Origin of the sequence: Massiliimalia timonensis (genome assembly GCF_900186585.1) — a bacterium.
In the GTDB taxonomy this organism is placed as follows: domain Bacteria; phylum Bacillota; class Clostridia; order Oscillospirales; family Ruminococcaceae; genus Massiliimalia; species Massiliimalia timonensis.
Window position 1 is genome coordinate 39,273 of record NZ_FYDD01000002.1, and the last position, 20,631, is coordinate 59,903.

17 protein-coding genes and 1 tRNA gene are annotated in these 20,631 nt (G+C 42.1%); 8 read left to right on the top strand and 10 right to left on the bottom strand.

Going from position 1 to position 20,631, the window contains the following annotated elements; all coding sequences use genetic code 11:
* Window positions 1-108 precede the first annotated feature (108 nt).
* From CIB36_RS00215 to CIB36_RS00235, 4 genes are all read left to right on the top strand, one after another.
* Window positions 109-453, top strand: coding sequence for a hypothetical protein (locus CIB36_RS00215; protein WP_093987632.1), 345 nt, complete (start codon window positions 109-111; stop codon window positions 451-453).
* Window positions 454-1,049: 596 nt separating this feature from the next.
* Entirely contained in the window at window positions 1,050-1,595 is a 546-nt protein-coding gene (locus tag CIB36_RS00225) for a polymorphic toxin type 44 domain-containing protein (RefSeq protein WP_158662519.1), read from the top strand.
* Window positions 1,596-1,613: 18 nt separating this feature from the next.
* Window positions 1,614-1,961 (top strand): DUF5412 family protein, encoded by a 348-nt coding sequence (locus CIB36_RS00230; protein WP_093987635.1) that lies wholly within the window; start codon window positions 1,614-1,616, stop codon window positions 1,959-1,961.
* Window positions 1,962-2,018: 57 nt separating this feature from the next.
* Window positions 2,019-2,372: a hypothetical protein gene (locus tag CIB36_RS00235; protein WP_093987636.1), complete on the top strand. Its 354-nt coding sequence runs from the start codon at window positions 2,019-2,021 to the stop codon at window positions 2,370-2,372.
* A 55-nt stretch (window positions 2,373-2,427) separates the two neighbouring features.
* Here the strand turns inward: CIB36_RS00235 and CIB36_RS00240 are convergent, their stop codons facing one another.
* The 6 genes from CIB36_RS00240 to CIB36_RS00265 all read right to left on the bottom strand — a co-directional run bounded on the left by CIB36_RS00240 (window position 2,428) and on the right by CIB36_RS00265 (window position 12,030).
* A complete protein-coding gene (locus CIB36_RS00240; RefSeq protein WP_093987637.1) occupies window positions 2,428-3,165 on the bottom strand; it encodes a hypothetical protein in 738 nt (245 codons plus the stop codon).
* A gap of 10 nt (window positions 3,166-3,175) precedes the next feature.
* Window positions 3,176-9,382 carry an RHS repeat-associated core domain-containing protein gene (locus tag CIB36_RS00245; RefSeq protein WP_158662520.1) on the bottom strand — a complete coding sequence of 2,069 codons (6,207 nt, stop codon included), beginning with the start codon at window positions 9,380-9,382 and terminating at the stop codon, window positions 3,176-3,178.
* Between the two features lie 49 nt (window positions 9,383-9,431).
* On the bottom strand, window positions 9,432-9,905 hold the full coding sequence (locus CIB36_RS00250) for a hypothetical protein (RefSeq protein WP_093987639.1): 474 nt from the start codon (window positions 9,903-9,905) through the stop codon (window positions 9,432-9,434).
* 80 nt (window positions 9,906-9,985) lie between these two features.
* Window positions 9,986-10,672: a DUF4367 domain-containing protein gene (locus CIB36_RS00255; protein WP_093987640.1), complete on the bottom strand. Its 687-nt coding sequence runs from the start codon at window positions 10,670-10,672 to the stop codon at window positions 9,986-9,988.
* The gene (locus tag CIB36_RS00260; protein WP_158662521.1) at window positions 10,665-11,213 is read right to left on the bottom strand and encodes an RNA polymerase sigma factor; all 549 of its coding nucleotides are present in this window, start codon (window positions 11,211-11,213) and stop codon (window positions 10,665-10,667) included. Before CIB36_RS00260 ends, CIB36_RS00255 begins: the two co-directional genes overlap by 8 nt.
* A 740-nt stretch (window positions 11,214-11,953) precedes the next feature.
* A tRNA-Arg gene (locus tag CIB36_RS00265) sits at window positions 11,954-12,030 on the bottom strand.
* Between the two features lie 155 nt (window positions 12,031-12,185).
* Here CIB36_RS00265 and CIB36_RS00270 point away from each other — a divergent pair.
* Window positions 12,186-12,647 carry an S-ribosylhomocysteine lyase gene (locus CIB36_RS00270; protein ID WP_093987642.1) on the top strand — a complete coding sequence of 154 codons (462 nt, stop codon included), beginning with the start codon at window positions 12,186-12,188 and terminating at the stop codon, window positions 12,645-12,647.
* Between the two features lie 229 nt (window positions 12,648-12,876).
* Window positions 12,877-14,739, top strand: coding sequence for a M23 family metallopeptidase (locus tag CIB36_RS00275; protein ID WP_093987643.1), 1,863 nt, complete (start codon window positions 12,877-12,879; stop codon window positions 14,737-14,739).
* Window positions 14,740-14,777: 38 nt separating this feature from the next.
* On the opposite strand, the gene CIB36_RS00280 is transcribed toward CIB36_RS00275, so the two are convergent.
* On the bottom strand, window positions 14,778-15,524 hold the full coding sequence (locus CIB36_RS00280; RefSeq protein WP_093987644.1) for a 5'-methylthioadenosine/adenosylhomocysteine nucleosidase: 747 nt from the start codon (window positions 15,522-15,524) through the stop codon (window positions 14,778-14,780).
* 99 nt (window positions 15,525-15,623) lie between these two features.
* On the opposite strand from CIB36_RS00280, the gene CIB36_RS00285 reads away from it, so the two are divergent.
* On the top strand, window positions 15,624-16,544 hold the full coding sequence (locus CIB36_RS00285; RefSeq protein WP_093987645.1) for an aldo/keto reductase: 921 nt from the start codon (window positions 15,624-15,626) through the stop codon (window positions 16,542-16,544).
* A 106-nt stretch (window positions 16,545-16,650) separates the two neighbouring features.
* On the opposite strand, the gene CIB36_RS00290 is transcribed toward CIB36_RS00285, so the two are convergent.
* The 3 genes from CIB36_RS00290 to CIB36_RS00300 all read right to left on the bottom strand — a co-directional run bounded on the left by CIB36_RS00290 (window position 16,651) and on the right by CIB36_RS00300 (window position 19,212).
* Window positions 16,651-17,394, bottom strand: a complete 744-nt coding sequence (locus CIB36_RS00290; RefSeq protein ID WP_093987646.1) for a hypothetical protein — start codon at window positions 17,392-17,394, stop codon at window positions 16,651-16,653.
* The gene (locus tag CIB36_RS00295) at window positions 17,381-17,941 is read right to left on the bottom strand and encodes an RNA polymerase sigma factor (protein ID WP_093987647.1); all 561 of its coding nucleotides are present in this window, start codon (window positions 17,939-17,941) and stop codon (window positions 17,381-17,383) included. Before CIB36_RS00295 ends, CIB36_RS00290 begins: the two co-directional genes overlap by 14 nt.
* A gap of 140 nt (window positions 17,942-18,081) precedes the next feature.
* Complete coding sequence (locus CIB36_RS00300; protein WP_093987648.1) at window positions 18,082-19,212, bottom strand: aldo/keto reductase; 1,131 nt, start codon at window positions 19,210-19,212, stop codon at window positions 18,082-18,084.
* Between the two features lie 265 nt (window positions 19,213-19,477).
* Between CIB36_RS00300 and CIB36_RS00305 the strand changes: the two genes are divergently transcribed.
* A complete protein-coding gene (locus CIB36_RS00305; protein ID WP_207726140.1) occupies window positions 19,478-20,464 on the top strand; it encodes a diaminopimelate dehydrogenase in 987 nt (328 codons plus the stop codon).
* The last annotated feature ends 167 nt before the right edge of the window (window positions 20,465-20,631 follow it).

Sequence of the window (20,631 nt, forward strand, 5' to 3'; positions counted from 1 at the left end):
GAGGTGCCAGAATGGTGCAGGTAAACGGAAAACGATGCATTTTTATTCTGCACGAAACTGACTCAAATTCAACCTAATATCATTGAAAAAACAACAAAAAAGCCTAGAATGAAAATGCATAATATAGTATATCAGGGAGCACAGATAGCTGGAAGTGTCGTTGTTACGATATTTGGCTTGGGGCAACTTTCTTCGATATTTACAATAGCCTCATATATTGCAGATAGTGCTACTACTCAAATTCACGATTACATAGATACTCGTAATCATGGGAAAGGAGCAAAAATCACTTATTATATTAGCCGAGGATATAAAACAATTAAAAAACCGGTATATAGATGGTATACAATCAAACGAACCTATTATCGACGCCGAAAACTGGTGAGTTATAAAAAAGTCAAAATTGCTTATTTCTATATTAGCGGTTGGCCAAAAATAACATGGAATAGGTGAAAAAAATGAAAATGCATTATTTCAGCTCATTATGGATCATTGTATTAATGGGAATACTTGGAACCATCGGAATGATTATTTTAAGTATTACTCATCGAAAAGAGCGTCCAGATATTAAATTTCTTACGCTGTATATTTTATTTCTTACGATTATCTTTTTCCTGGCTGCCATGGTCGAGTCCTTTATGATTTGGGAAGAACTGAAGACTTTTCTTTCAATTATGCTCGGATTATCTTATCCACTGTTTATGCTGGGTATGACACTTAACTTAATTTATCCCGTAAAAAAAGGGACTTGTCAGCCATGGGTTCTTATATTTGTGATATGTATGACCATAATCTCCGTAGTACACTATTTCTTAAACGGTCGGCCATATGAATTTTATACTCCGTAATATTCTTTCAGTCACAGAATGCGCAGTCTAACTCTGCGCATTCTGTGATAAACTACACGTCAAACCGGGTATTATTACCTGCAATCCCGTTATTATGATCCGGAATGAGGACGATTTATCAATGCGGATACTACTGAAGTTCTGGCAAAAGAAAATTCTGCGATTGAGTCCAATATTTTTGCGTATTGTAATAATGATCCAGTGAATTTTGATGATCATACGGGTTATAAAAGAAAACCGGTAATAAATTGGACGAGTAAGTTAAATCGCACGATGAGAATAAACGCAAACAAATTTCTTAGCTATATTTTACAACAAATTAAAACAAAACCGGCAAAAACTGCGCTTAAAAATATTATACAGTATTTTTATCGTCAAGCTAAATCATATGGTGCTTGGGATCTTAAAAGACAGAATAGTTGGAAATTTAATAAAAAATATGATTATATCTATAAATATGGTTCTAAAACATATTATTTACGTAGTGATGATCCAGGAAACATTCATTTTGGATATGTAGGTGCTGTATTTTTCCCATCTAGCGTTCTTCGTGCTGGAGCGGGGATATATCAAATCAAGTCTGGTACGTCAAAATTTAAATATTGGTTTACATTTTTTGATGATCCACGTGATAGTTCAATGATTGCGCTTGGTGCAAAAATTTTTGGACAATCAAGTATAATTGGCGTTGCAGCAAAACGAACTATTAAAAATTTTTTCAATAAAATAAGGCTTCGCTGGATATAGAAAGGGGTACACGTCTTTATGAAACACATTAAGTCCCTAGTGTTAGCGGTTAATATCATAATGATTGCCCTATTAACAAGTTGTAATTCATTGCCCAAGACAGCAAAATATATACACTCTTATCCATCTCCTACCGGGGAATATATTTTAGACATATACTTTGAACCTGGTAATGCTACTGTCGATTATACGACTTACGGAATTATTCGGAATGAAGGCTCTAAAGGAAAAATAATTTATAAACAATATCATTTGGAAGAATCAGATGTCTACTGGGTAGATGAAGAAACAGTATCAATTAATGATATTCAGATAAAAATACATGGCAAAATTTACGAAAGCTATGAATACCCTGAAGAAAATTAAAATTGCTTATTTCTATATTAGCAGCCGGCCTAAATTAACATGGAATAGGTGATAGATATGAAAATTCTCTATCTTAGTTCTTTATGGATATATGTTGTAATAGGGGCTCCTAGTATTGTTCTATCAGATATTAAATTTTTTATCCCTTATATCTTGTTAATTACAACGCTTGCTTTCTTAGGAGCAATGATTGAAACATTTGATATATGGGAAAATCTAAAAGGTTTTGTATCGGTTGCACTTGGTCTAATGCCATCATTTACAAATTTAGGAATCGCTCTTTCGCTGGTTTATCCCGTAAAAAAAGGGACTTGTCAGCTATGGGTTCTTATATTTATGATAAGTATGACCATAATCTCCGTAGTACACTATTTCTTAAACGGTCGACCATATGAATTTTATACTCCGTAATATTCTTTCAGTCACAGAATGCGCAGTCTAACTCTGCGCATTCTGTGATTTTAAATTAGATCTCTTTTCCATTAATCATTTTTAAACAAGATAAGTAGAAACAAGGGATAACCCAAAGCCCCATACCACATATAAATGGAGGATTTATGAACCAAAAGGATCCTATACTATATGATTGAGTGAGAAGAAAATAAGCAGCAATAATGACAGTAGCAAAAATTATCCAAGGCCAGAAAGTCAGTCCAATTAATAAAGTTTTACCTAAATATGTCCAATAGGTATGAAAAAGTGTATGATTGTTATTTGGCTTAAGTTCCGATGAAATAGAATAACAGGAAATAATAATAAGCCACATATTACTGAGAAGAGCACCAACTGTAATTAGAATTGACAACAGACTCCAAGTAAAAATATATTCCGTATAGATCATAGAAAAAAGCTTTATGCTTAAAATAGCTGAATAGAGGCAATCAGCAGGCAACTTTATTTTTATGTATTTGGATAAACAATCTTTTGGATTTTTATATGGTAGAAATAATTCTTTGAGTTTCCCATGAGGAAGATAGAGAATTCGAAGAAATCCAAGAAATAGCGGAAATGTGATCATTCCCCAGAAAACAGACCAACTTAATAGCACAAACAAATCGGGCCAACCGGCCCAAACAATAGGACTATTCCATTTATTGTATTGTGCAAATGTTTCTATTACGATATAGATGAAAGCTATGAGGAATAAATAAGGATTCTGAATCAGCTTTTTTCTGGCAATTTGTTTACAAGATTTAATTTTCATATGCACTCCTTTAATATGAATAATACCATTCATCTGCACTGGAACTATGTTGCTCAGCGAATGTTTTCTTTTTGCGAATTAAATACCGTTTAACATTTAACTTTTCTGTTACATATACTTTGGTCGTATTTGATTTATGCTTTATCAAGCTGGTTAAGTACGTGTAACCTTGAGGCACTTTAACAGAATATATTGTTGCTATTTGGGAGATCAAATAAATACTTGCAGATAGAGGACCAGTTACAGATATTACATCATTTAAAGAGGATATAAAAGGTAGAGCAACTGTCTTAAACCAAGTATTATATTTTTTGTCAATGATTTTTTTTACTTCTTTTACCGTAATGTACTTAACATAATATCTGGACTGATAAAGATGTTTCCCATGTAGCCAAGAGTTCTTAACTTTTCCTGTACTGTAATAAATAGTATAACTTCCTGATTTTTTTTCATAAGATAATGAATTGACCGAAGCATTTTTCTTTTTGTTCAGTTTACTTGCCTTTACTGAACTTATTACACCAGAGGGTACAGGCTTTTTGGGAGATAAGAAGTAAGATGCACAACCAGAATGATCTATACCGGTAATAGGTATATTATTACAATAAGCAAATATATTCGATTCAATGGCAGAATTTTCTTTTGACAGAACTTCAATGGTATCCGCATTGATAAAGCGTCCCCACTCCGGATCATAATAACGGGATTGTAGGTAATAGTACCCAGTCTCCTCGTCGTAATAATACCCGCGGTAACGCATAGGGTTAAGTCGTCCTAACGTCTCTGCCATCGGACCTGTAACTGACTCGATTTTCCCCCAAGAATCATAGGTGTATTCGACTTGTACCGTTCCAAACAGATCGGTGATTGCAATCACATCCCCCTGTATATTCCGCACATAGAGATATTCTGAATCATTAACATTTATACCAAAAAGTTTTCCACCAGAATCGTATTGGAAAAATAACTTGTCAGTATCATTGTCTTGTGCAATAATAAGACCGCTACGAGTATAGTAGTGGGTAGTAACTCCATCAACAATTTTTTCCGTTCGAATTCCGTCCATGTCATACTTGTAATTAATAATGGAGTCGCCTTTGTTCATCCGTTTCAGCCGGCGTCCTGCCTGCCATTCATATGTCCACCCATCATAAGAAGTTGGATTTCCCACCGCATCGTAGGAAATTTCTTTCCCATTAAATGCTGTCAGCTTATCTTTCCAGTTGCTGTCTGCGTAGGTATAGGTATCTGTTTTGACTGCTTCTCCCAGTTCGCCTGTCGTATATGCATATTCTTTAGAGGACAGGATATTTCCGCGGCTGTCATACTCATAAACAGATGTGATGCCGTTATCCTCATCGTTGACTCGGACAAGCTGTTGATTGCTGTCGTAGATGTAGGAGATTGTCTTGTCGTTTTTAGAAGCGGTCAGGATATTTCCATTGGCGTCATAGGTATAGGTATAACCATAAGAAAACTGATTGCCGTACAAATCGGTATTTACCGCCGTGGTAAGCCCGGTCAGCTGGCCGTCATCATTATAAGTATAGGAAGTATCCAGCGCCTGGAAATCCTCATCAGACAGCTTGACTGTTTCATGGGTTACTAGGTTATCCGCATTCTTTTCATAGGTTCTCTCAAAGGAACTGCCGCCCGTGAGTAAAAATCGGTCGACCCCATCGCCATGAATCATCTTGCATATCCTTTTCCCGAAAATAGTTTCTGCACCGTTAAAACTGTCGGGGACATCTGGATTTTCGTTCTTGACCTCGGTGCTGAAGAGCACCTTTCCGTCCGGATCCTGAATTTCTACTTTGTTCTCGGTAATAACAAGAGTGCGGTCGCTGTCTGAGTCAGAAACAGTAGAGAGCTTCCCGTCTTCAGTATAGGTGCATGTATAACGTTCAAATTCCTCATCATCAAAAGAAACAGAGGTCACGTTATCTCCGTCATACACATATCGGACTGATTGGCCGTTTGCAAAGTTAGTGGCGGTTACATGTTTTTGGGCATCATAGGAATAGTTCGCCAGTTCCTGCGTACCGACCTTAACATTAGTCACGGAGCCGGATTTATTGTAGCCAAACGTATAGCCATAGAACGCCTGAGAAGTCATGTTCCCGACGGAGTCATAGGTATAGTTGGTTTCCTGATTGTTTTTGTCGATCTCTTTTTCCAGGTTACCATTACCAGCATAGACATACCGGTGGGGATTTGGCGCATCAGCCTCTTTTGTTTCAAGGAGCCGCCCCTTATTATCATAAGTATAGGTGTTGGTTTTTCCGTCTAATGTTTCGGAGATCTTTTGTCCCAGCTTATTGTAAACATAGCTGTTTTGTTTGCCTTCCGCAGAGGTTTCGGAAAGAAGCTGTCCCGCAACATCATATACAGAAGAAACCTTTGTGGTTTTTTCTGTTTCACCTGTATAGTCAATGGTTTCAACAGCAGTTGGGTATCCATACTGATCATAAGTATAGGTATCTTTGCGAATTTTGGGCAGAGAAGCGGAACGTCCCTGTTCTGTTTCAGTCTCTTTCTTCTCATAATACACGGAAGTATGGACCTTACCATCAGTGTAATAGGTGTATTCGGTGATGTCAAGCAAATCTTCTTCTGAAACAGAAGGATCTTCTGCTATACTTTTGATGTTTTCTAAAATAGAGGCGGCTGCCAGCTCATTTGCATCTTCGTTATGGATCGCACCAGACTCCCAATTCTTTTCTTGAAGAATATTTCCCTTTTCATCATAGGTATAGGTAGTCCATTTATCATCGACATCCTTTTGAGCTGCCAACCAGCCCTTTTCGTTGTACTTATACTGCTCGGTCGTTTCGTCGGGATTGGTTTTTAAAACCAGTTTAAGATCCTTATAGGAATAACTGGTTTCTCCATCCTTATCCTTTTCAGACGCCAAAAGTCCGGTGAGGTTGGAATAGGTGTATTCTGTTGTTTCGCCGTTCTCATCGGTTTCACTCATCGTCCACAGGTGGTTGTCATAGGTAAACGAAGTGGTAAAATCTGAGGTGTCAGTGGCAGTGACTTTGTTGGTCGCATCATCATAGGAATAGGTGACAGCACTGTTATTGCGCTGGGTGATTTTTTGAACACGCCCATTGCCCGTGTAGGAAATAGTCTGCTCGCCATTATCGGTCAGTTTACCATCAGTGTACTGGTAAACTGTTTCTTGTCCGGCGGAATTGACCACTTTTGTCAGGTTGCCATCAGCCCAGCTGTACTGAACCGTCTTGTTCCCCGGAACAGTAATAGATATGGGCTTTCCGGCAGCATAGGAAACGATATAAACCCGTCCGGTGCTGTCTGTGACAGTTAGTTTTGACACAAGTTCCTGTTCCAGTTTCCATTGATATTGGATCGTATTTCCATTTAGGTCTTTGACAGAAAGAAGACGTCCATGTTCATCGAATACAATGATTTGCTCTTCATTGGTTAGCTGATACCCGGTTTCTGTTGCTGTGATTACAGAATTGGATACGGCGGAAATATATGTTCCGTCCTTACCGCAAAGATAAGTTTCTTTGCTCCCATCGGGGTAATATAATTCAAGAGCAGAATCTACCGATACTTCTTTAGCACCTGATTTTCTGGTTATTTTTTGAAGCCTTGGCTCAAAGGAAAAGGCCCATTGATTGATCTTGGAATCATAGTAACGGGTAAATTCGATCTCGGTTCCTTTGCTATCAAAAGAAAAGTCAGTGATTTCTTCTGAGTAAATACCAACCTGTGCCTTGACTGGATACTCAGTGATCAGTTGGGTTCCTTTGACTCTGGCATAAATGACAGTGTCTGCCTGTGGGGATACCGGGATCTCTGTTTTGTATGACGTCCAGGTCCCGGATTCACCGATCTTGTATTCCAAGGCTGTACTACCATTTACATGATAAATTTTATAAATTCCGTTTTCCTCATAGATGAATGGATTTGCATCATCACGGGTTTCTCCGACATTGTACGTTTGGGAAGCAGAAGTAATGTTCCCGGCCTTGTCCTTAACCTTGATTTGTATCCCAAAGGTCGGCACAGAATATGTTTTAAAAGTTCCTGTCTGCCAGGTCTTCCCGTTATCGAAGCTATAGCTGTCGATCCCAGTTTCTTTATCAGAGGCAGTAACTGTAATTTTCATCGCAGACTGGTCAATTGAGACATTGGAAATAGTGGGGGGAGTCAGGTCAGTTAAATCGATTGTTTTACGGACTGCAATATTTCCGACTTTATCCTGAACTGCAACATATACGGTGTCAGAGTAATTGAATTCCGGCGAAGTTGCAGATGCCTGCCAAGAATATTTATCCTTCGTTTTTGAGAAACTGTATGGTGTGGCGTGCAAACCGGAACCGGTATCCTTTGCACCGGTAACAGTAATTTTTGCTTTTCCGTTGGAGGTAGCCGTAGCCTTGGCGTCTGTTATTGTCGGGGCAGCCTTGTCGATCTTATTGATAGTAGTGGTATTTACCAGACCAATATTCCCCAGCTTGTCCCGGGTATAGATGTATACCGTCTGGTTTGCAGTGAATTTCTTGGTATTTCCTGCTTGCCAAGAGTACTTTCCTTTTGTTGTAGAGAAGCTGTATGGGGTGGCATGCAGTCCGCTCCCGTTGTTGTCGCTGGCGCCGTTGATCTTTAATGTGACATCTCCTTTTGTCCAAGCAGTCAGGTTTCCGCTGACACTGGTAATGGTAGGAGCCTTGGTATCGTTAGTATAGCTTACCACCATGTAAGGATGATAAGAAGAGGTGGCATGTTCTCTTGAGGCAAAGGCTCTCCAGTTATATGTTGTTTTACTCTCTTCTTCACTAACAAAAACGACCCCGTAATTTGTTGTTCCACGCGTCCATTTGTTTGCGGCTTCCGCAATATCAAACCGATACCACATCTTACTTGGTCCGCCATCGGTAGAATTAGAGTTGATATTTTTACGAGTCATAGAGGAAGTAGAAGATTTGCTTGGCTGATTATTCCAATTTGTGGTATCATAAAAACCTTCTGTTAACATATATGGTCTGACATAGGTAGAGGCAGTTCTTCCTGTTGTTTCTCTCAGCCATAAATAGGCGTGGCTGATAGAAGCGCCCGATTTGATTTCACTTGGTAACGGAACCCTGATAAAAGCACGCCCTTTTCCATATGTGCTTTGTGTCCGCCCAAAGCAATTTGTTGTTGCCTTATAAAAGCTGGTAGAAGCTTTTAAAGAATAGATCGCCGCGTCTTTTGTAGATGACAAATTGCTGGTTGTTGGGTCAATGGTAACAGGATAGAGTGTGTTGTCATTTGTGAGCCACTCCTCTGATACATCTAAGGTGAGAATATATTTCCCATCAGCAACTTTTTCCAGAGTATAGGTACAGTCTTCGGTATAGTGTTCATCATCGGAATATTCTCCGCCAAAGTTATCATAGGCGTAGGCAGGATTTAGCCGATAGACTTCCTCCTTTGTATCCGGAGCCAGAAAAGCAACAGCATTGTCTTCTGTCAATACTGCTTCAAGGTCATAGGTATTGAGGGAAAAGGTAAAAGTATGCTGTCCTGAATATTTATCTAGTACGATCGCTTCAGACAGCCCGTTTAGCTGTGGGAAATATCGTAAGGCTGTCCCTTCGCCATAGATACCGTTATATACAAAAGCCTCTACATCCCCATCAAGCGTTTTGATAGTTTCAGGAGTACCGCTGACATTCTTCGTGTTTTGTGGTATCAAGGAGAATTTCACTTGTTCATTATCAACGAAGATCCCTTTGGAAATATCAGAAGAAAAGTTGATCCGATAGTCGTTAGTTCCATTAGAATAGTCGTAACCCTCTTTTTTTAATTTATCATCAGTCTGTTTTTCAACAGAGATTTCTTTGTAATGGACAGCACCGTTTTCATCAATGTATTGGATATCCTCGGAAAAGATATATGCCACACGGGAACCGTCTTTCTTTTCCAGGATCAGTTCCTGATTTGGGTCGACTTCCTCTTCGGAAGAAAGCGAAGAGGAACGAGCCTTTTTTCGGGGAGGTTCTGGATCAGGCGTTACAATTTCTGTCACACCTTCGGTGTCAACGATTTTCAGCAGGTAATCTGAAAGCTCTTCCCGAACTGCTTCTTCCTGAACTTGAGAACTGGCGTTTTGGGCTAAAACGATTGCCTGAAGTCCTGCCGGCATGAGCGTAGTGACGAATGTCAATGCTAAGAATGCAGATACGATCTTTTTAAACATTTCTGTCCCTCCTTCTTTGAAAATAAGATTATCGATCATGAAATGTGATTTATGATACTGTTACAGTTTTACTGTAGGCAGTAGCTGATTCTGAACCGACTGTAAAAGTACTGTAGACCCTGTACTTGCTGCCTTTTTTCAAAGTGTATTTTTGGGATAAGGTACTGGTTGTAGCATTTTGAATAGTTTTTTTCCAAGTCTTGACTGTACTCCATTTGCTATTGGAATAAACCTGTAAACGCATAGTCGTATGGATCGTAGTTGCTTTGGCTGATCCGATCCGCGCCAATGCGGTGCCGGTTGTACCGTTAACATTTAGTACGCTGATTGGAGTGCGTATATTTACATAGAAGGGTACGATCTCTGGAGGTGTTTCAGATATACCAGACGATTCCGTAGAGATAGGCATTAGTGTGTCTAAGGGTATATCCTGTGCAGCCACCCCGGTTCCAATGGTAAACATACTGGCGGTCATAACCGCTGCCAACAAAATTGAACTAACTTTTCTGGACATTCTGGACATAAAAATATCCCCTTTCTGATTGTTTTCTACTTGATATACAATCAGAAAGGGGATATTGTGACATAATATTGGGAAACATTCTAAAGTTTGGCAGATTTCGCTATATTGATAAGCTCTTCTTTAGGGATATTGCCGGAGATCGTTATGACATATTCATCGTTATACAAAACAAGATTATTGTTCACTTGATCCTCATTATAATAAGCATTCATATCATTGATAACAAATTCCTCATATTTATTATCTTTGGATCCAATGTTAAGGTTGGCATCTTGAGGCAATAACTGGATTATTTCAAAAGAATGTTCGCTGTCATCACTATAACTAATAGAATAGAAATCAACCTCTGAAAGATTTTGTTCATCGACAACATGAAATTCTTTTGGGATATATCCAAATTGAAATATTTGAAATCCCTCTTTGGTATTTGATATACTACTTTCCGCTTCGAAAGAAAGCTCTGTATGGTCGGAAAATACACTGCGGATCATTCGGAAGAAGCCTTCCCGAAGCGGCTCTACCGCCATTACCGTGATAGAAATAGAGAGCAGTACGGCTAATACCATAATCAGCACTGCCTTCCAACGAACCATAGGTATATAACTGGCCGCGGTTTGGTCGGCCTTCCGGATCACCCGTTTCATCTTTCTTTGAAATTTCTTGGAAAAAGTATGTTTCTCTGCCGGAAGCCCTATTGAAAGATCTTCTGTACGGAAAGCAGATATGCAGGCCGCTTTCATTAGACGCTCTGAAATATATTTATCCATGCTGTATCTCTCTTTCCTCTAACATTTGACGCAGTTTCTTTTTTGCACGTAATGACATCTGGCGGATCGTGGCTTCCCTCTTACCAATCAGCTGTGAGATCTGTTGATAGGAATAGTCATAATAATACTGTAGCCGCAGGACATCCTGTTGTTCTGAAGGCAGTTGCCTGATTAGTTTTGACAGTGCATCAGCCAGCTCCAAATTGTCGATGGCAGGAGATGGGTGATCACATTCTTGGGGCATCTCTATTTCCTCCTCTATCAGCACGGCCCGTTTTTTCTTCTTTAAAAAATTCAATGCCCTGTTTTTAGAAATAGTGATCATCAGATTCCGTGCTTTGTCTTCATCTGTACTGTCAATCGCATCCAATATATTGATGACTGCCAGAAAGGAATCTGCAACAATATCCTCCGCGTCATGGGCGTTGTGCAGGACTTGATTAGCCGAGTGGAACATTACACTGCGGTATGAGTAATAGATGTTCTCAAATTTTGTTCTTGCTTCTGGGGAGTCGATTAGGCTTAAATAGAAAGCTAACATACGATCATGTCCTTTTCCCATTATGATACTTCTATCATAGCAAAACGGGCAGTGGTTCGCAAGACTTTCCATGCATTCTAATATATATACAATCTCACGCCCTTTTTTGTGACAGGGGACTGAAATATTTCTGATGTTCACTTGATAACTACCATATATTGTGCTAGATGTAGTAGCATATGGTACGCGTCCGGTAAGGTTTATCTGTGAAGATCCTTATCGGATTTTTTTAATATATTGCGGAGAAAACTCCGCAGGAACAGCGGTATGGTTTAGGAGGGTACACCCATTCCCTCTTTTTTATGCCTAAAAAGCCGAAAGTTGTTAGGAAATAAAAAAATAAAAGAAAGGCGGAAAAGAACAGAAAGAAACAGGGTGTACGCAGATGGATTTACAGGGAACTTTTAGGGAACAGAACAGCCTGTATATGGATTCCGAACAAGCAATAAAGGAAAATCAAATTGACGATCTGTTGGAGAGCATAAAAAAAGATCCCTTGCTGAAGCAAAGGATCTTAAATGCACTGAACGCACGATAAGGTAACATCTCGAACATGTTGAATATCGTTGAATATTTCATCAAGGTTCAGCTTCCAACAAAAACAAAAAACAACAAATTCAATGTTTTCCAAAATCGTTGTAAATCTGAAAATAACTGATAGCCAAACACGATTTTATGTTGACATTTCGTTGAATCTATGCCTAAAAATAACAGCGGGCTTCTTACAAAGCCCGCTGTTATGGTACGCCAGAAGGGATTCGAACCCCCGACCTTTTGGTTCGTAGCCAAACACTCTATCCAACTGAGCTACTGGCGCATACGCTCTATTTTCTGAATGCTTAAATATAATAGCATATCCCCGAAAAAAAGTCAAGCCTTTTCTGAAACGAAGATTTATTATTTTACAAGTCATCGGTTTTGTGCTATAATAATTATACTTATTTGGATTTTTTAGAAAAGGGCCATGAAGATATGGAAAAAATAAAAAGCTTTACTATCAACCATGATACATTACAGGTAGGGATGTACCTTTCGCGCGTAGATGGGGACATCAACACTTATGATATTCGGCTGGTGAGACCGAACCAAGGATATTACCTTTCCACTGCCTCTCTGCATACGATCGAGCATTTATTTGCGACTTATGCCAGAAACAGCAGCTTTGGAGAACAAATCATTTATGTCGGGCCAATGGGTTGCCGCACAGGCTGCTATCTGCTTACTAGGGATACTATGACCCATGAACAAGTAATTGATTTGGTAAAAAGATCTTTTGAATTTATTGAATCGTTTGAGGGAGAAATCCCTGGAAGCCGCAAAGAGGAGTGTGGAAACTATCAGGATCACGACCTGTTTTTGGCAAAGAAAGATATCCTTCCTTTTTTAAACAGGATACGGGATTATTCTGTCGAAAATCTGCAATATCAGGATTGATTTGGTGTTTTTGACAAATATATACAAATAATATTATGAATAATTTCTAAAAAAATTTTAAATTAGTTACAAAACGGTTGCAAAAATTAAAAATATAAGTATAATGGTAGATGGTTGTTACTGATTTGTAATAATTCAATAAAAGAATATTAGACGTCTGTGTGTTTGCTGATTGGCGGAGATACAGACGGTTTCTATCGTAGTAAGGTTAAGAACAGGAGGTTTTAGATTGGCAGTAAGCAAAAGTGCAAATCGTTCTGATTTAGCTTATTATCCCAAAAGCAGAACTCGCTCTCCTTATTCTAAAAACACATTGCGCCACTCTATCCATTCTGCGGCTGAATCCCGTTCGGCTGTTCGGAAAAAGGCTTTTATACAGACTACAGAGAATCCGCTGCTGTATTTTTTCAGTGTGGTCGGGGGCGGGATCGCCGATAGCTTTTATATTGCCGGCGTAATTTTAGGGTATTTAAGAAAAGAGATCTTCGTTCGTCAGGAACGCCGGCTTTATTGGAGAATGAAAAAACTAGGGATCCGTTTTTCCTATTTGATGGGCAGGCTTGGTTTGGCTATAACGTTGCCTTTTGTAAAAACGGTGCGGGGCTTTTACCTGATGGGACAGGCTGTTGCCCGCCAAAAGGGTAGGCCTTTTGGCGATAAAGTGATGGCTGCTGCAGATGTTTTTTATTATGGCTGCCGCAACAATATCAATATGTTTAAGACCATGGTAAACTATATTCTTCCGGTTATGGGAGTCGTCTTGTTTGCCTGTGTTGTGAATTTTACAGGGTCTTTGTCCTTCGCCGTCGCCGTTTCCTATAACGGAGAGCAGATCGGATATGTCAGTTCCGAAGCTGTGGCAGAGCAGGCAAAACAGATTTTAACAGGCCGTTTGGTTTATTTGGATGACAGTGAACGCATTACGATTACACCAAGCTATTCTTTAGAGATTGTAGAAAACACGGAAATGCTGAATGAGTATCAGTTGGCTGATGAATTGATTCAGCTGTCCAGTGACGAGATCGTTACCGCAAAGGGATTGTATGTTGACAATGTTTTTTACGGCGCTGCCGAAGGCGACGGGACAGAACTGGAAGCGACCTTACAAAAGGTTCTGGATCAATATCGTACTGACAGCGAGGATGAAACAGTTTCTTTTGTCAACGATGTCAAGGTGGTGCCGGGACTTTATATCACCGAAAATATTGTTTCTACCGATGATTTGGTGGCGCAGGTCCTCAGCACTGATTCTACAGTTCGTTATTATACCGCTTCTTTAAATGAAACCGCGGAAGAGGTAGCAGATGCCAATCGTATTTCCGTTAGTGAATTGAAAAAGCTGAATCCGGATATAGAAATCGATTCCAAATCTACGACCTTTTCAGAGGGACAGATGCTGACTGTGGCAGAAGGCGGATCGTTCCTTCCGGTACAAGTGACCCGGACGGAAACCTATACTGAAGAAGTGCCTTACAGTACAAAGACCACAAAGTCCGCTGACTATATGAAAGGCACTACTAAGACGGTAAAGGCTGGGGAAAACGGGAAGAATCAGGTCACAGCAAAGATCTCCTATGTTGATGGGTCTGAGGTGTCCAGAGAGGTTCTCAGCACAAAAGTTTTGTCAGAGCCGGTCACCCGTGAGGTGATTCAGGGAACAGCAAGCCCGGTCTCCTTGTCTGGATCTACAGGGGATGGGAAAATTGCGTCCGGATTTATTTGGCCATTAAGCGGTTCCAACCGTTATGTTTCTTCCTATTATGGAAGCAGAAGTCTGGGGAACCATGGTGGAATCGATATTTGCCTGCGTGGCGGGACCTATGGCGCTTCTGTTAGGGCCTCTGCTTCTGGTACTGTTGTGTTCTCCGGGACCAATGGTAGTTTTGGGAAGCTGGTCCGGATCGACCATGGAAATGGCTTGCAGACCTATTATGCACACAACAGCCAGCTCTTGGTTTCCGCCGGTGACCATGTCGCACAGGGAGAAGTTATTGCGAAAGCTGGGGCGACAGGACGTGTTACAGGGCCTCACGTTCACTTTGAGGTGCGTGTAAACGGCCAGCGCCGGAACCCGATCAATTATTTGCCATAAAAATAAAAAGCAGGAAGGAATAATCCTTCCTGCTTTTCTTATGCTTGCAGCAAAGCCCGGATGCTGCCACGGGTAAAATATTTTGCGGCGCCTTCAATAAAGGAATCGAAAGTAAATGGGGTATCGTTATCTGCACAGTCAGATATCACGCGAAGGATCGTAAAGGGGATGCCATATTCATAGCAGACCTGAGCCATAGCGGCCCCTTCCATTTCTACACATTTCAGATTGTCGATATGCTCGTACAGCCATGTGTTTTTGGCAGGGTCGCAGACAAATTCATCACCCGAGGCAATGGTACCAACAACTACTTTAGGCTGACGGATGCCAAACTGTTGAAGGTGCTGTTGAGGAATATCATTGTGGAGAGAATTATTGATATATTCTTCTACGGCTCCAAACGCTTTCTGGGTCAGTTCTGGATCTGACTGGAAATACCCTACTTCGATTAAAGGAACACGGAATGTCAGTTCTTCATCTGGCCGCATATCGTGTTGGACGCTTTGATTTGCAACTACGACGTCTCCTACCTTTAATTCAGGAGCTACTGCACCAGCGGTGCCGGCAAACACAATTTGACTTACATGAAACCGTTCGATCAGTAAGGTGGTTGTAACGGCTACCGCAACTTTCCCAATCCGGGACATGACAAGGACAGCCTCCTGCCCGTACAGGGTTCCCTGAATAAAAGTTCTTCCTGCAATTATGGTACTGTCAGCAGATTGAATATCCTGTTCTAACAGCGCAATCTCTTCCTCCATGGCACAAATAATACCAATTGCCATTTTTATTTCTCCTTTTCATGTTTTATGCTGTTTATTATAGCATAGAGAAAGAAAAAATGCTATAATAAACGAAATAAAGGATGGAAGGGAGAGCCAAGGATGAAACAGATCCAATTGGGAACCAGCCCGCTAATGGTGCCGCAGGTCGTGGTTGGCTGTATGCGGATGGCAGACCGCACAACCGCACAGATCGAAAAGCTGGTGCGCACAGCGATGGAGCACGGAGCCAATTACTTTGACCATGCGGATATTTATGGGGGAGGGGCCTGCGAAAGCTTGTTTTCAAAGGGACTGGGACTGACTCCTGCCCTGCGGGAGAAGATGGTTTTGCAATCCAAGTGCGGAATATGCCCTGGGGTGATGTATGATTTTTCTAAAGAACACATACTATCCTCGGTGGATGGGATCTTAAAGCGGCTGAATACCGAGTACTTGGATGTACTGCTGCTGCATCGGCCGGATATGCTGATGGAGCCAGAAGAGGTCGCTGAAGCATTTGATAGGCTGGAGGCTTCTGGAAAAGTACGATATTTTGGGGTATCTAACCAAAATCCCATGCAGATCCAGTTGTTGGAGAAATATCTAAACCAGCCGCTGGTGGCAAACCAGCTTCAGTTTGGGATTGCCCACGCGGGGCTTGTTACAGAGGGGATCCATGTGAACATGCTTGATGACGGAGGGATTAGCCGGACGGGCAGTGTGCTGGATTTCTGCCGACTGCACGAGATCACCATTCAGGCTTGGTCGCCGTTTCAATACGGCTTTTTTGAAGGGGTTTTCTTAGGAAATGAGAAATTCCCGGAACTGAACCGAAAGCTTGAGGAGCTGGCGCAAAAATATCAAACCACCAGTACTGCGATTGCTGCGGCATGGATTATGCGCCATCCGGCAAATATTCAGATCGTGACCGGGACGATGGATCTTACCAGACTTCTTTCGATCTGCGAGGCTTCCGACCTGCGGCTTACCCGGGAAGAATGGTACCAGATCTATCTTGCGGCAGGAAACACTCTGCCATGACAAAAACACGCTTTCCATATTGGAAAGCGTGTTTTTGTATCATTGATCAACGATCAACATATTTCGACTGACCGACAGGCTGTTTAAAACGCTGTTGGATTAAAATCTATTCCGTCAGCGAGCTGACGACTGAAACCAGCTCTTCCTGCGTCAGTCCCTCGACCACGAGCCGGAAACCGACACTGCGGTATAAAAATTCGATCAGATAGATCCCGCCTTCTGTTTGCCCGATCCCAACGGCAATGTTGTTGATAAGGGACTTGGCGCAGTCATCGGGCAGCGTGCCGTAATCTGAGAACGGCATGCCTCCCTTTTTTAATTCGATGTTGACAGTGCGGGTATAATCCTCGTTGGAATAGTTCAGGATCTGAACATCCCAGTATGCTTCGCCGGTTCCGCCGTCCCGCTTGTAAATGCCATAGGGGACCTGCTCCTGTTCCGACCATTCACGGCCAAGGTCGGCGGGAACAGTGGGGAAGATGTCGATCCCGTAATATTCCAGCAGCTGATCTTGATCCAGTTGGACAAAATCCTCCTCAGAAAGGTCGACATTGATCTTGTCGGCGGAGATCCCGTCAATTTGGTTGATGATAACAGTGTTTTCCCGCTGTCCTTTGTCTTCCCAGCTGGAAACAGCGGAATAGGAGGGCATATCATGAAAAGATTCTGGATCCGCCGAATAGCCGCTGCCGTTTCTGCTCCAGATCTGGAACCCGGCCAAGGCGGCGAGGCAAACACAGCACAGTGAGGCGGAAACCCGGATCAGCCGGACTTGTCTTCGTTTGCGGGCGGCTTCATACTCGTTGATGCGGCGGAAAACATGATCTGCCATTTCTTCATAACTCTTCATAAACAAAACCCTCCGTTTCAAGCTGTGCTTTTAAAGATCTGCGCGCCCGGGATACAAGCATTTCTGTATTGTGGACACTTTTTTTCATCACAGCGGCGGCTTCCCTGCTGTTGAAGCCTTCGAAATAAATCAGCCACAATATTTGCCGGTATTCAGGCTTGAGTTTACGCAGGGCGCGGTGGAGCATGATTTTTTGCTCTCCCCGCAGATAAGAGGCCTCTAGGCTTTCCATCTCACCGGCTAATTCCGGCCGGTCATCAAGGGAGACCTCTCTGTGCTTGGAACAGCGCCTTAGGTAGTCGATCGCGATATTTCGGCCAATGGTGTAAAGCCAGGTTTTAAAGGAGGCTTTCCCTTTGTCCTTTGGCTTTTTAGTCCCCAACAGCACAAAAGTGTCCTCTGCAAGCCGTTCTGCGGTATGGAGGTTTCCCACAAAGCTGTTCAGGTAAAGGATCAAGCCATCCTTGTAATCCCTGATGATCTCCACCAATCCGTTTTCATCCCCTTCACTGCGAAACCGGCGGTAGCTGGCTGTCCCGTTGTCCATTGGCTCACCCCTTTATAAAGTCGCTGTCAAATCCCATTCTAACTTTTACACGAAAGGAACAGCAAAAACCTCACACCGGTTTTGCTGTTTTTTTGAAATATGAGAACAGCGGCAGAAGCTGTCTCCTGCCGCTGACGATATTAAAAATGTTCTTTGATGTAATTCGCCAGATATTTCATCCGTTCCGGAATGTCGATCAACTGCGGACAGTGCTTGGCGCATTTTCCGCAGGCTACACAATGGTTTACGCGTTCACTTTCTGGGGTCTGTAAGTACGCTTTTTTGTACCCGTCGGTGTCGTGCTGCGGGGCGTACTGGTTGTAAAGCGCAAACATTTTTGGTATCTCTACCCCGGCAGGACATTCCATGCAGTACCGGCAGCCCGTGCAGGGGATCGTGTAAAAGTCCTTGTATGCGGCGACAGCCTGCTCGATCACTTCATAATCCTTTTGTTCCAATGGGACAAAAGGATCCATCGTAGATAAATTATCCTGAAGCTGTTCCATATTGGACATACCGCTGAGTACCGTCATCACGTTCGGAAGAGTTGCGGCGTAGCGCAGCGCCCAGGAAGCGACAGAACGCTCTGGGTTTGCGGCCTTGAAGATCTGATTGGATTTTTCACAGGGGTTTGCCAAGGTGCCGCCGCGCACCGGTTCCATGACAATGCAGGGAAGGTGATGCGCCTGTAAAATTTCGTACTGGCGTTTTGCGTTCTGCATTTCCCAGTCCAGATAGTTTAACTGGATCTGTGCGAAATCCCATTCATATTCTTCGCAGATCTGTTCCAGAAGCTCCGATTTATCGTGGAAAGAGAATCCAAGATGCCGGATCACGCCTTCCTCTTTTTTCTGCTTGAGAAATTCATAAACGCCGAATTCTTTCATCTGCTGGTAATGTCCAACATTTAGGCTGTGCACCAGATAAAAGTCAAAGTAATCAGTTTGCAGGCGTTTTAGCTGCAGGTCGAAGATCTTTGCAATATCCTCTTTGGACTCTGCCATCCAGACGGGCATTTTGGTGGCCAGAAAATAGCTTTTCCGGTCAAATTTTTTCAAGGCGCGTCCCATAAATTCCTCTGATGCCCCATCATGATACATATGGGCGGTATCAAAGTAGTTGATACCGTGTTCATAGGCATAATCCACCATTTCCTGAGCTGCTGCCTCGTCAATATCGGGTTTGTTCGGGTCGATTTTAGGCAGCCGCATACAACCAAGTCCCAGCAGGGAAATGGACAGGTCACTGTTTTGATAAGTTCTGTATTTCATAAATTTACGTTCCTTTCCTATTATATCTTTAGTATTATACTATTTAAAGCGTACTCTAGGTCAATAGGCGAAATAACAGAAAAAACCAATTATTTTTTTGCAAAATTACAAAAGTTTCAAGAAATATGTTGAAAATCTTTCGCATGTTTCGCATGGATTTTATGAGAGATCCGTGGTAAAATATGTGGTAGAAATAGGAAGTGGCCGCTAACTTTAGCGGTGTAAAGGAAATGCCAAAGTATTTGGCGGAAGGAGTAGGATGGTTATGATCAAAACAAGAGTTGGGATCGCCGGTTACGGAAACCTTGGCAGAGGGGTGGAACTCGCGATCCGTCAAAATCCCGATATGGAGCTAATAGGGATCTTTACCCGCCGTGATCCTGCTTCAGTAAAGACCTTGACAGGTGCGCCGGCCTACCGGATAGAAGACGCGGAAACTATGAAAGACCAGATCGATGTGATGATCCTTTGCGGTGGTTCTGCGACCGACTTGCCGCAGCAGGGCCCGCAGCTTGCAAAAAACTTTCACACCATCGACAGTTTTGATACCCACGCAAAGATCCCGGAATATTTTGCCGCCATGGACAAGGTTTGCAAAGAGCAAAAACACATCAGCATCATCTCCGTTGGCTGGGACCCGGGCCTGTTTTCTTTGAATCGTTTGTATGCAGAATCTGTTTTAAGCAATGGAAAGACCTACACATTCTGGGGCAAAGGCGTCAGCCAAGGGCATTCTGACGCGATCCGCCGCGTGAAGGGCGTGAAAAACGCGATCCAGTATACCGTGCCGGTAGAACAGGCGATCGAAGCGGTGCGTAACTGCGAAAACCCGGAATTGACCACCCGTCAAAAACATCTGCGTGAATGCTATGTAGTGGCAGAAGAGGGGGCAGACTTAGCGCAGATCGAAAACGATATTAAGACTATGCCGAACTATTTTTCGGATTATGACACCACAGTTCATTTTATTTCAGAAGAAGAGCTGAAACGCGACCACGCCAGCATGCCGCACGGCGGCTTTGTTATCAGAAGCGGGAAAACCGGGCTTCAGGAGGAGACCAATCAGGTGATCGAGTTCTCCTTGAAGCTGGAATCCAACCCGGAATTTACAGCCAGTGTGTTAGTTGCCTATGCACGGGCGGCGCACTGTATGGCTCAGGAAGGGATGTGCGGAGCGAAGTCTGTCTTTGATGTTGCGCCGGCTTACCTGTCCGCAAAATCCGGTGAAGAACTGAGAAAAGAACTGTTATAATCGCAAAAGCCGGTCTTTAGCAGGCAAGCTTTTTTACTCGTTAATTACAACAAGAAAACGAATTGAATTTTTATGCATATCACAAATTTATGCCATATTCGCAAAAAATATTTGATAATAACTTCTTTGTGTGTTAACATCATAGTATAGAAAGAATCGAAAAAACG

Coding starts and splice junctions, on each gene's coding strand:
- CIB36_RS00215 (WP_093987632.1), top strand. CDS start 109: ATGAAAATGCATAATATAGTATATCAGGGAGCACAGATAGCTGGAAGT.
- CIB36_RS00230 (WP_093987635.1), top strand. CDS start 1,614: ATGAAACACATTAAGTCCCTAGTGTTAGCGGTTAATATCATAATGATT.
- CIB36_RS00235 (WP_093987636.1), top strand. CDS start 2,019: ATGAAAATTCTCTATCTTAGTTCTTTATGGATATATGTTGTAATAGGG.
- CIB36_RS00240 (WP_093987637.1), bottom strand. CDS start 3,165: ATGAAAATTAAATCTTGTAAACAAATTGCCAGAAAAAAGCTGATTCAG.
- CIB36_RS00245 (WP_158662520.1), bottom strand. CDS start 9,382: ATGTTTAAAAAGATCGTATCTGCATTCTTAGCATTGACATTCGTCACT.
- CIB36_RS00250 (WP_093987639.1), bottom strand. CDS start 9,905: ATGTCCAGAATGTCCAGAAAAGTTAGTTCAATTTTGTTGGCAGCGGTT.
- CIB36_RS00255 (WP_093987640.1), bottom strand. CDS start 10,672: ATGGATAAATATATTTCAGAGCGTCTAATGAAAGCGGCCTGCATATCT.
- CIB36_RS00260 (WP_158662521.1), bottom strand. CDS start 11,213: ATGTTAGCTTTCTATTTAAGCCTAATCGACTCCCCAGAAGCAAGAACA.
- CIB36_RS00270 (WP_093987642.1), top strand. CDS start 12,186: ATGGAAAAAATAAAAAGCTTTACTATCAACCATGATACATTACAGGTA.
- CIB36_RS00280 (WP_093987644.1), bottom strand. CDS start 15,524: ATGGCAATTGGTATTATTTGTGCCATGGAGGAAGAGATTGCGCTGTTA.
- CIB36_RS00285 (WP_093987645.1), top strand. CDS start 15,624: ATGAAACAGATCCAATTGGGAACCAGCCCGCTAATGGTGCCGCAGGTC.
- CIB36_RS00290 (WP_093987646.1), bottom strand. CDS start 17,394: ATGAAGAGTTATGAAGAAATGGCAGATCATGTTTTCCGCCGCATCAAC.
- CIB36_RS00295 (WP_093987647.1), bottom strand. CDS start 17,941: ATGGACAACGGGACAGCCAGCTACCGCCGGTTTCGCAGTGAAGGGGAT.
- CIB36_RS00300 (WP_093987648.1), bottom strand. CDS start 19,212: ATGAAATACAGAACTTATCAAAACAGTGACCTGTCCATTTCCCTGCTG.
- CIB36_RS00305 (WP_207726140.1), top strand. CDS start 19,478: ATGATCAAAACAAGAGTTGGGATCGCCGGTTACGGAAACCTTGGCAGA.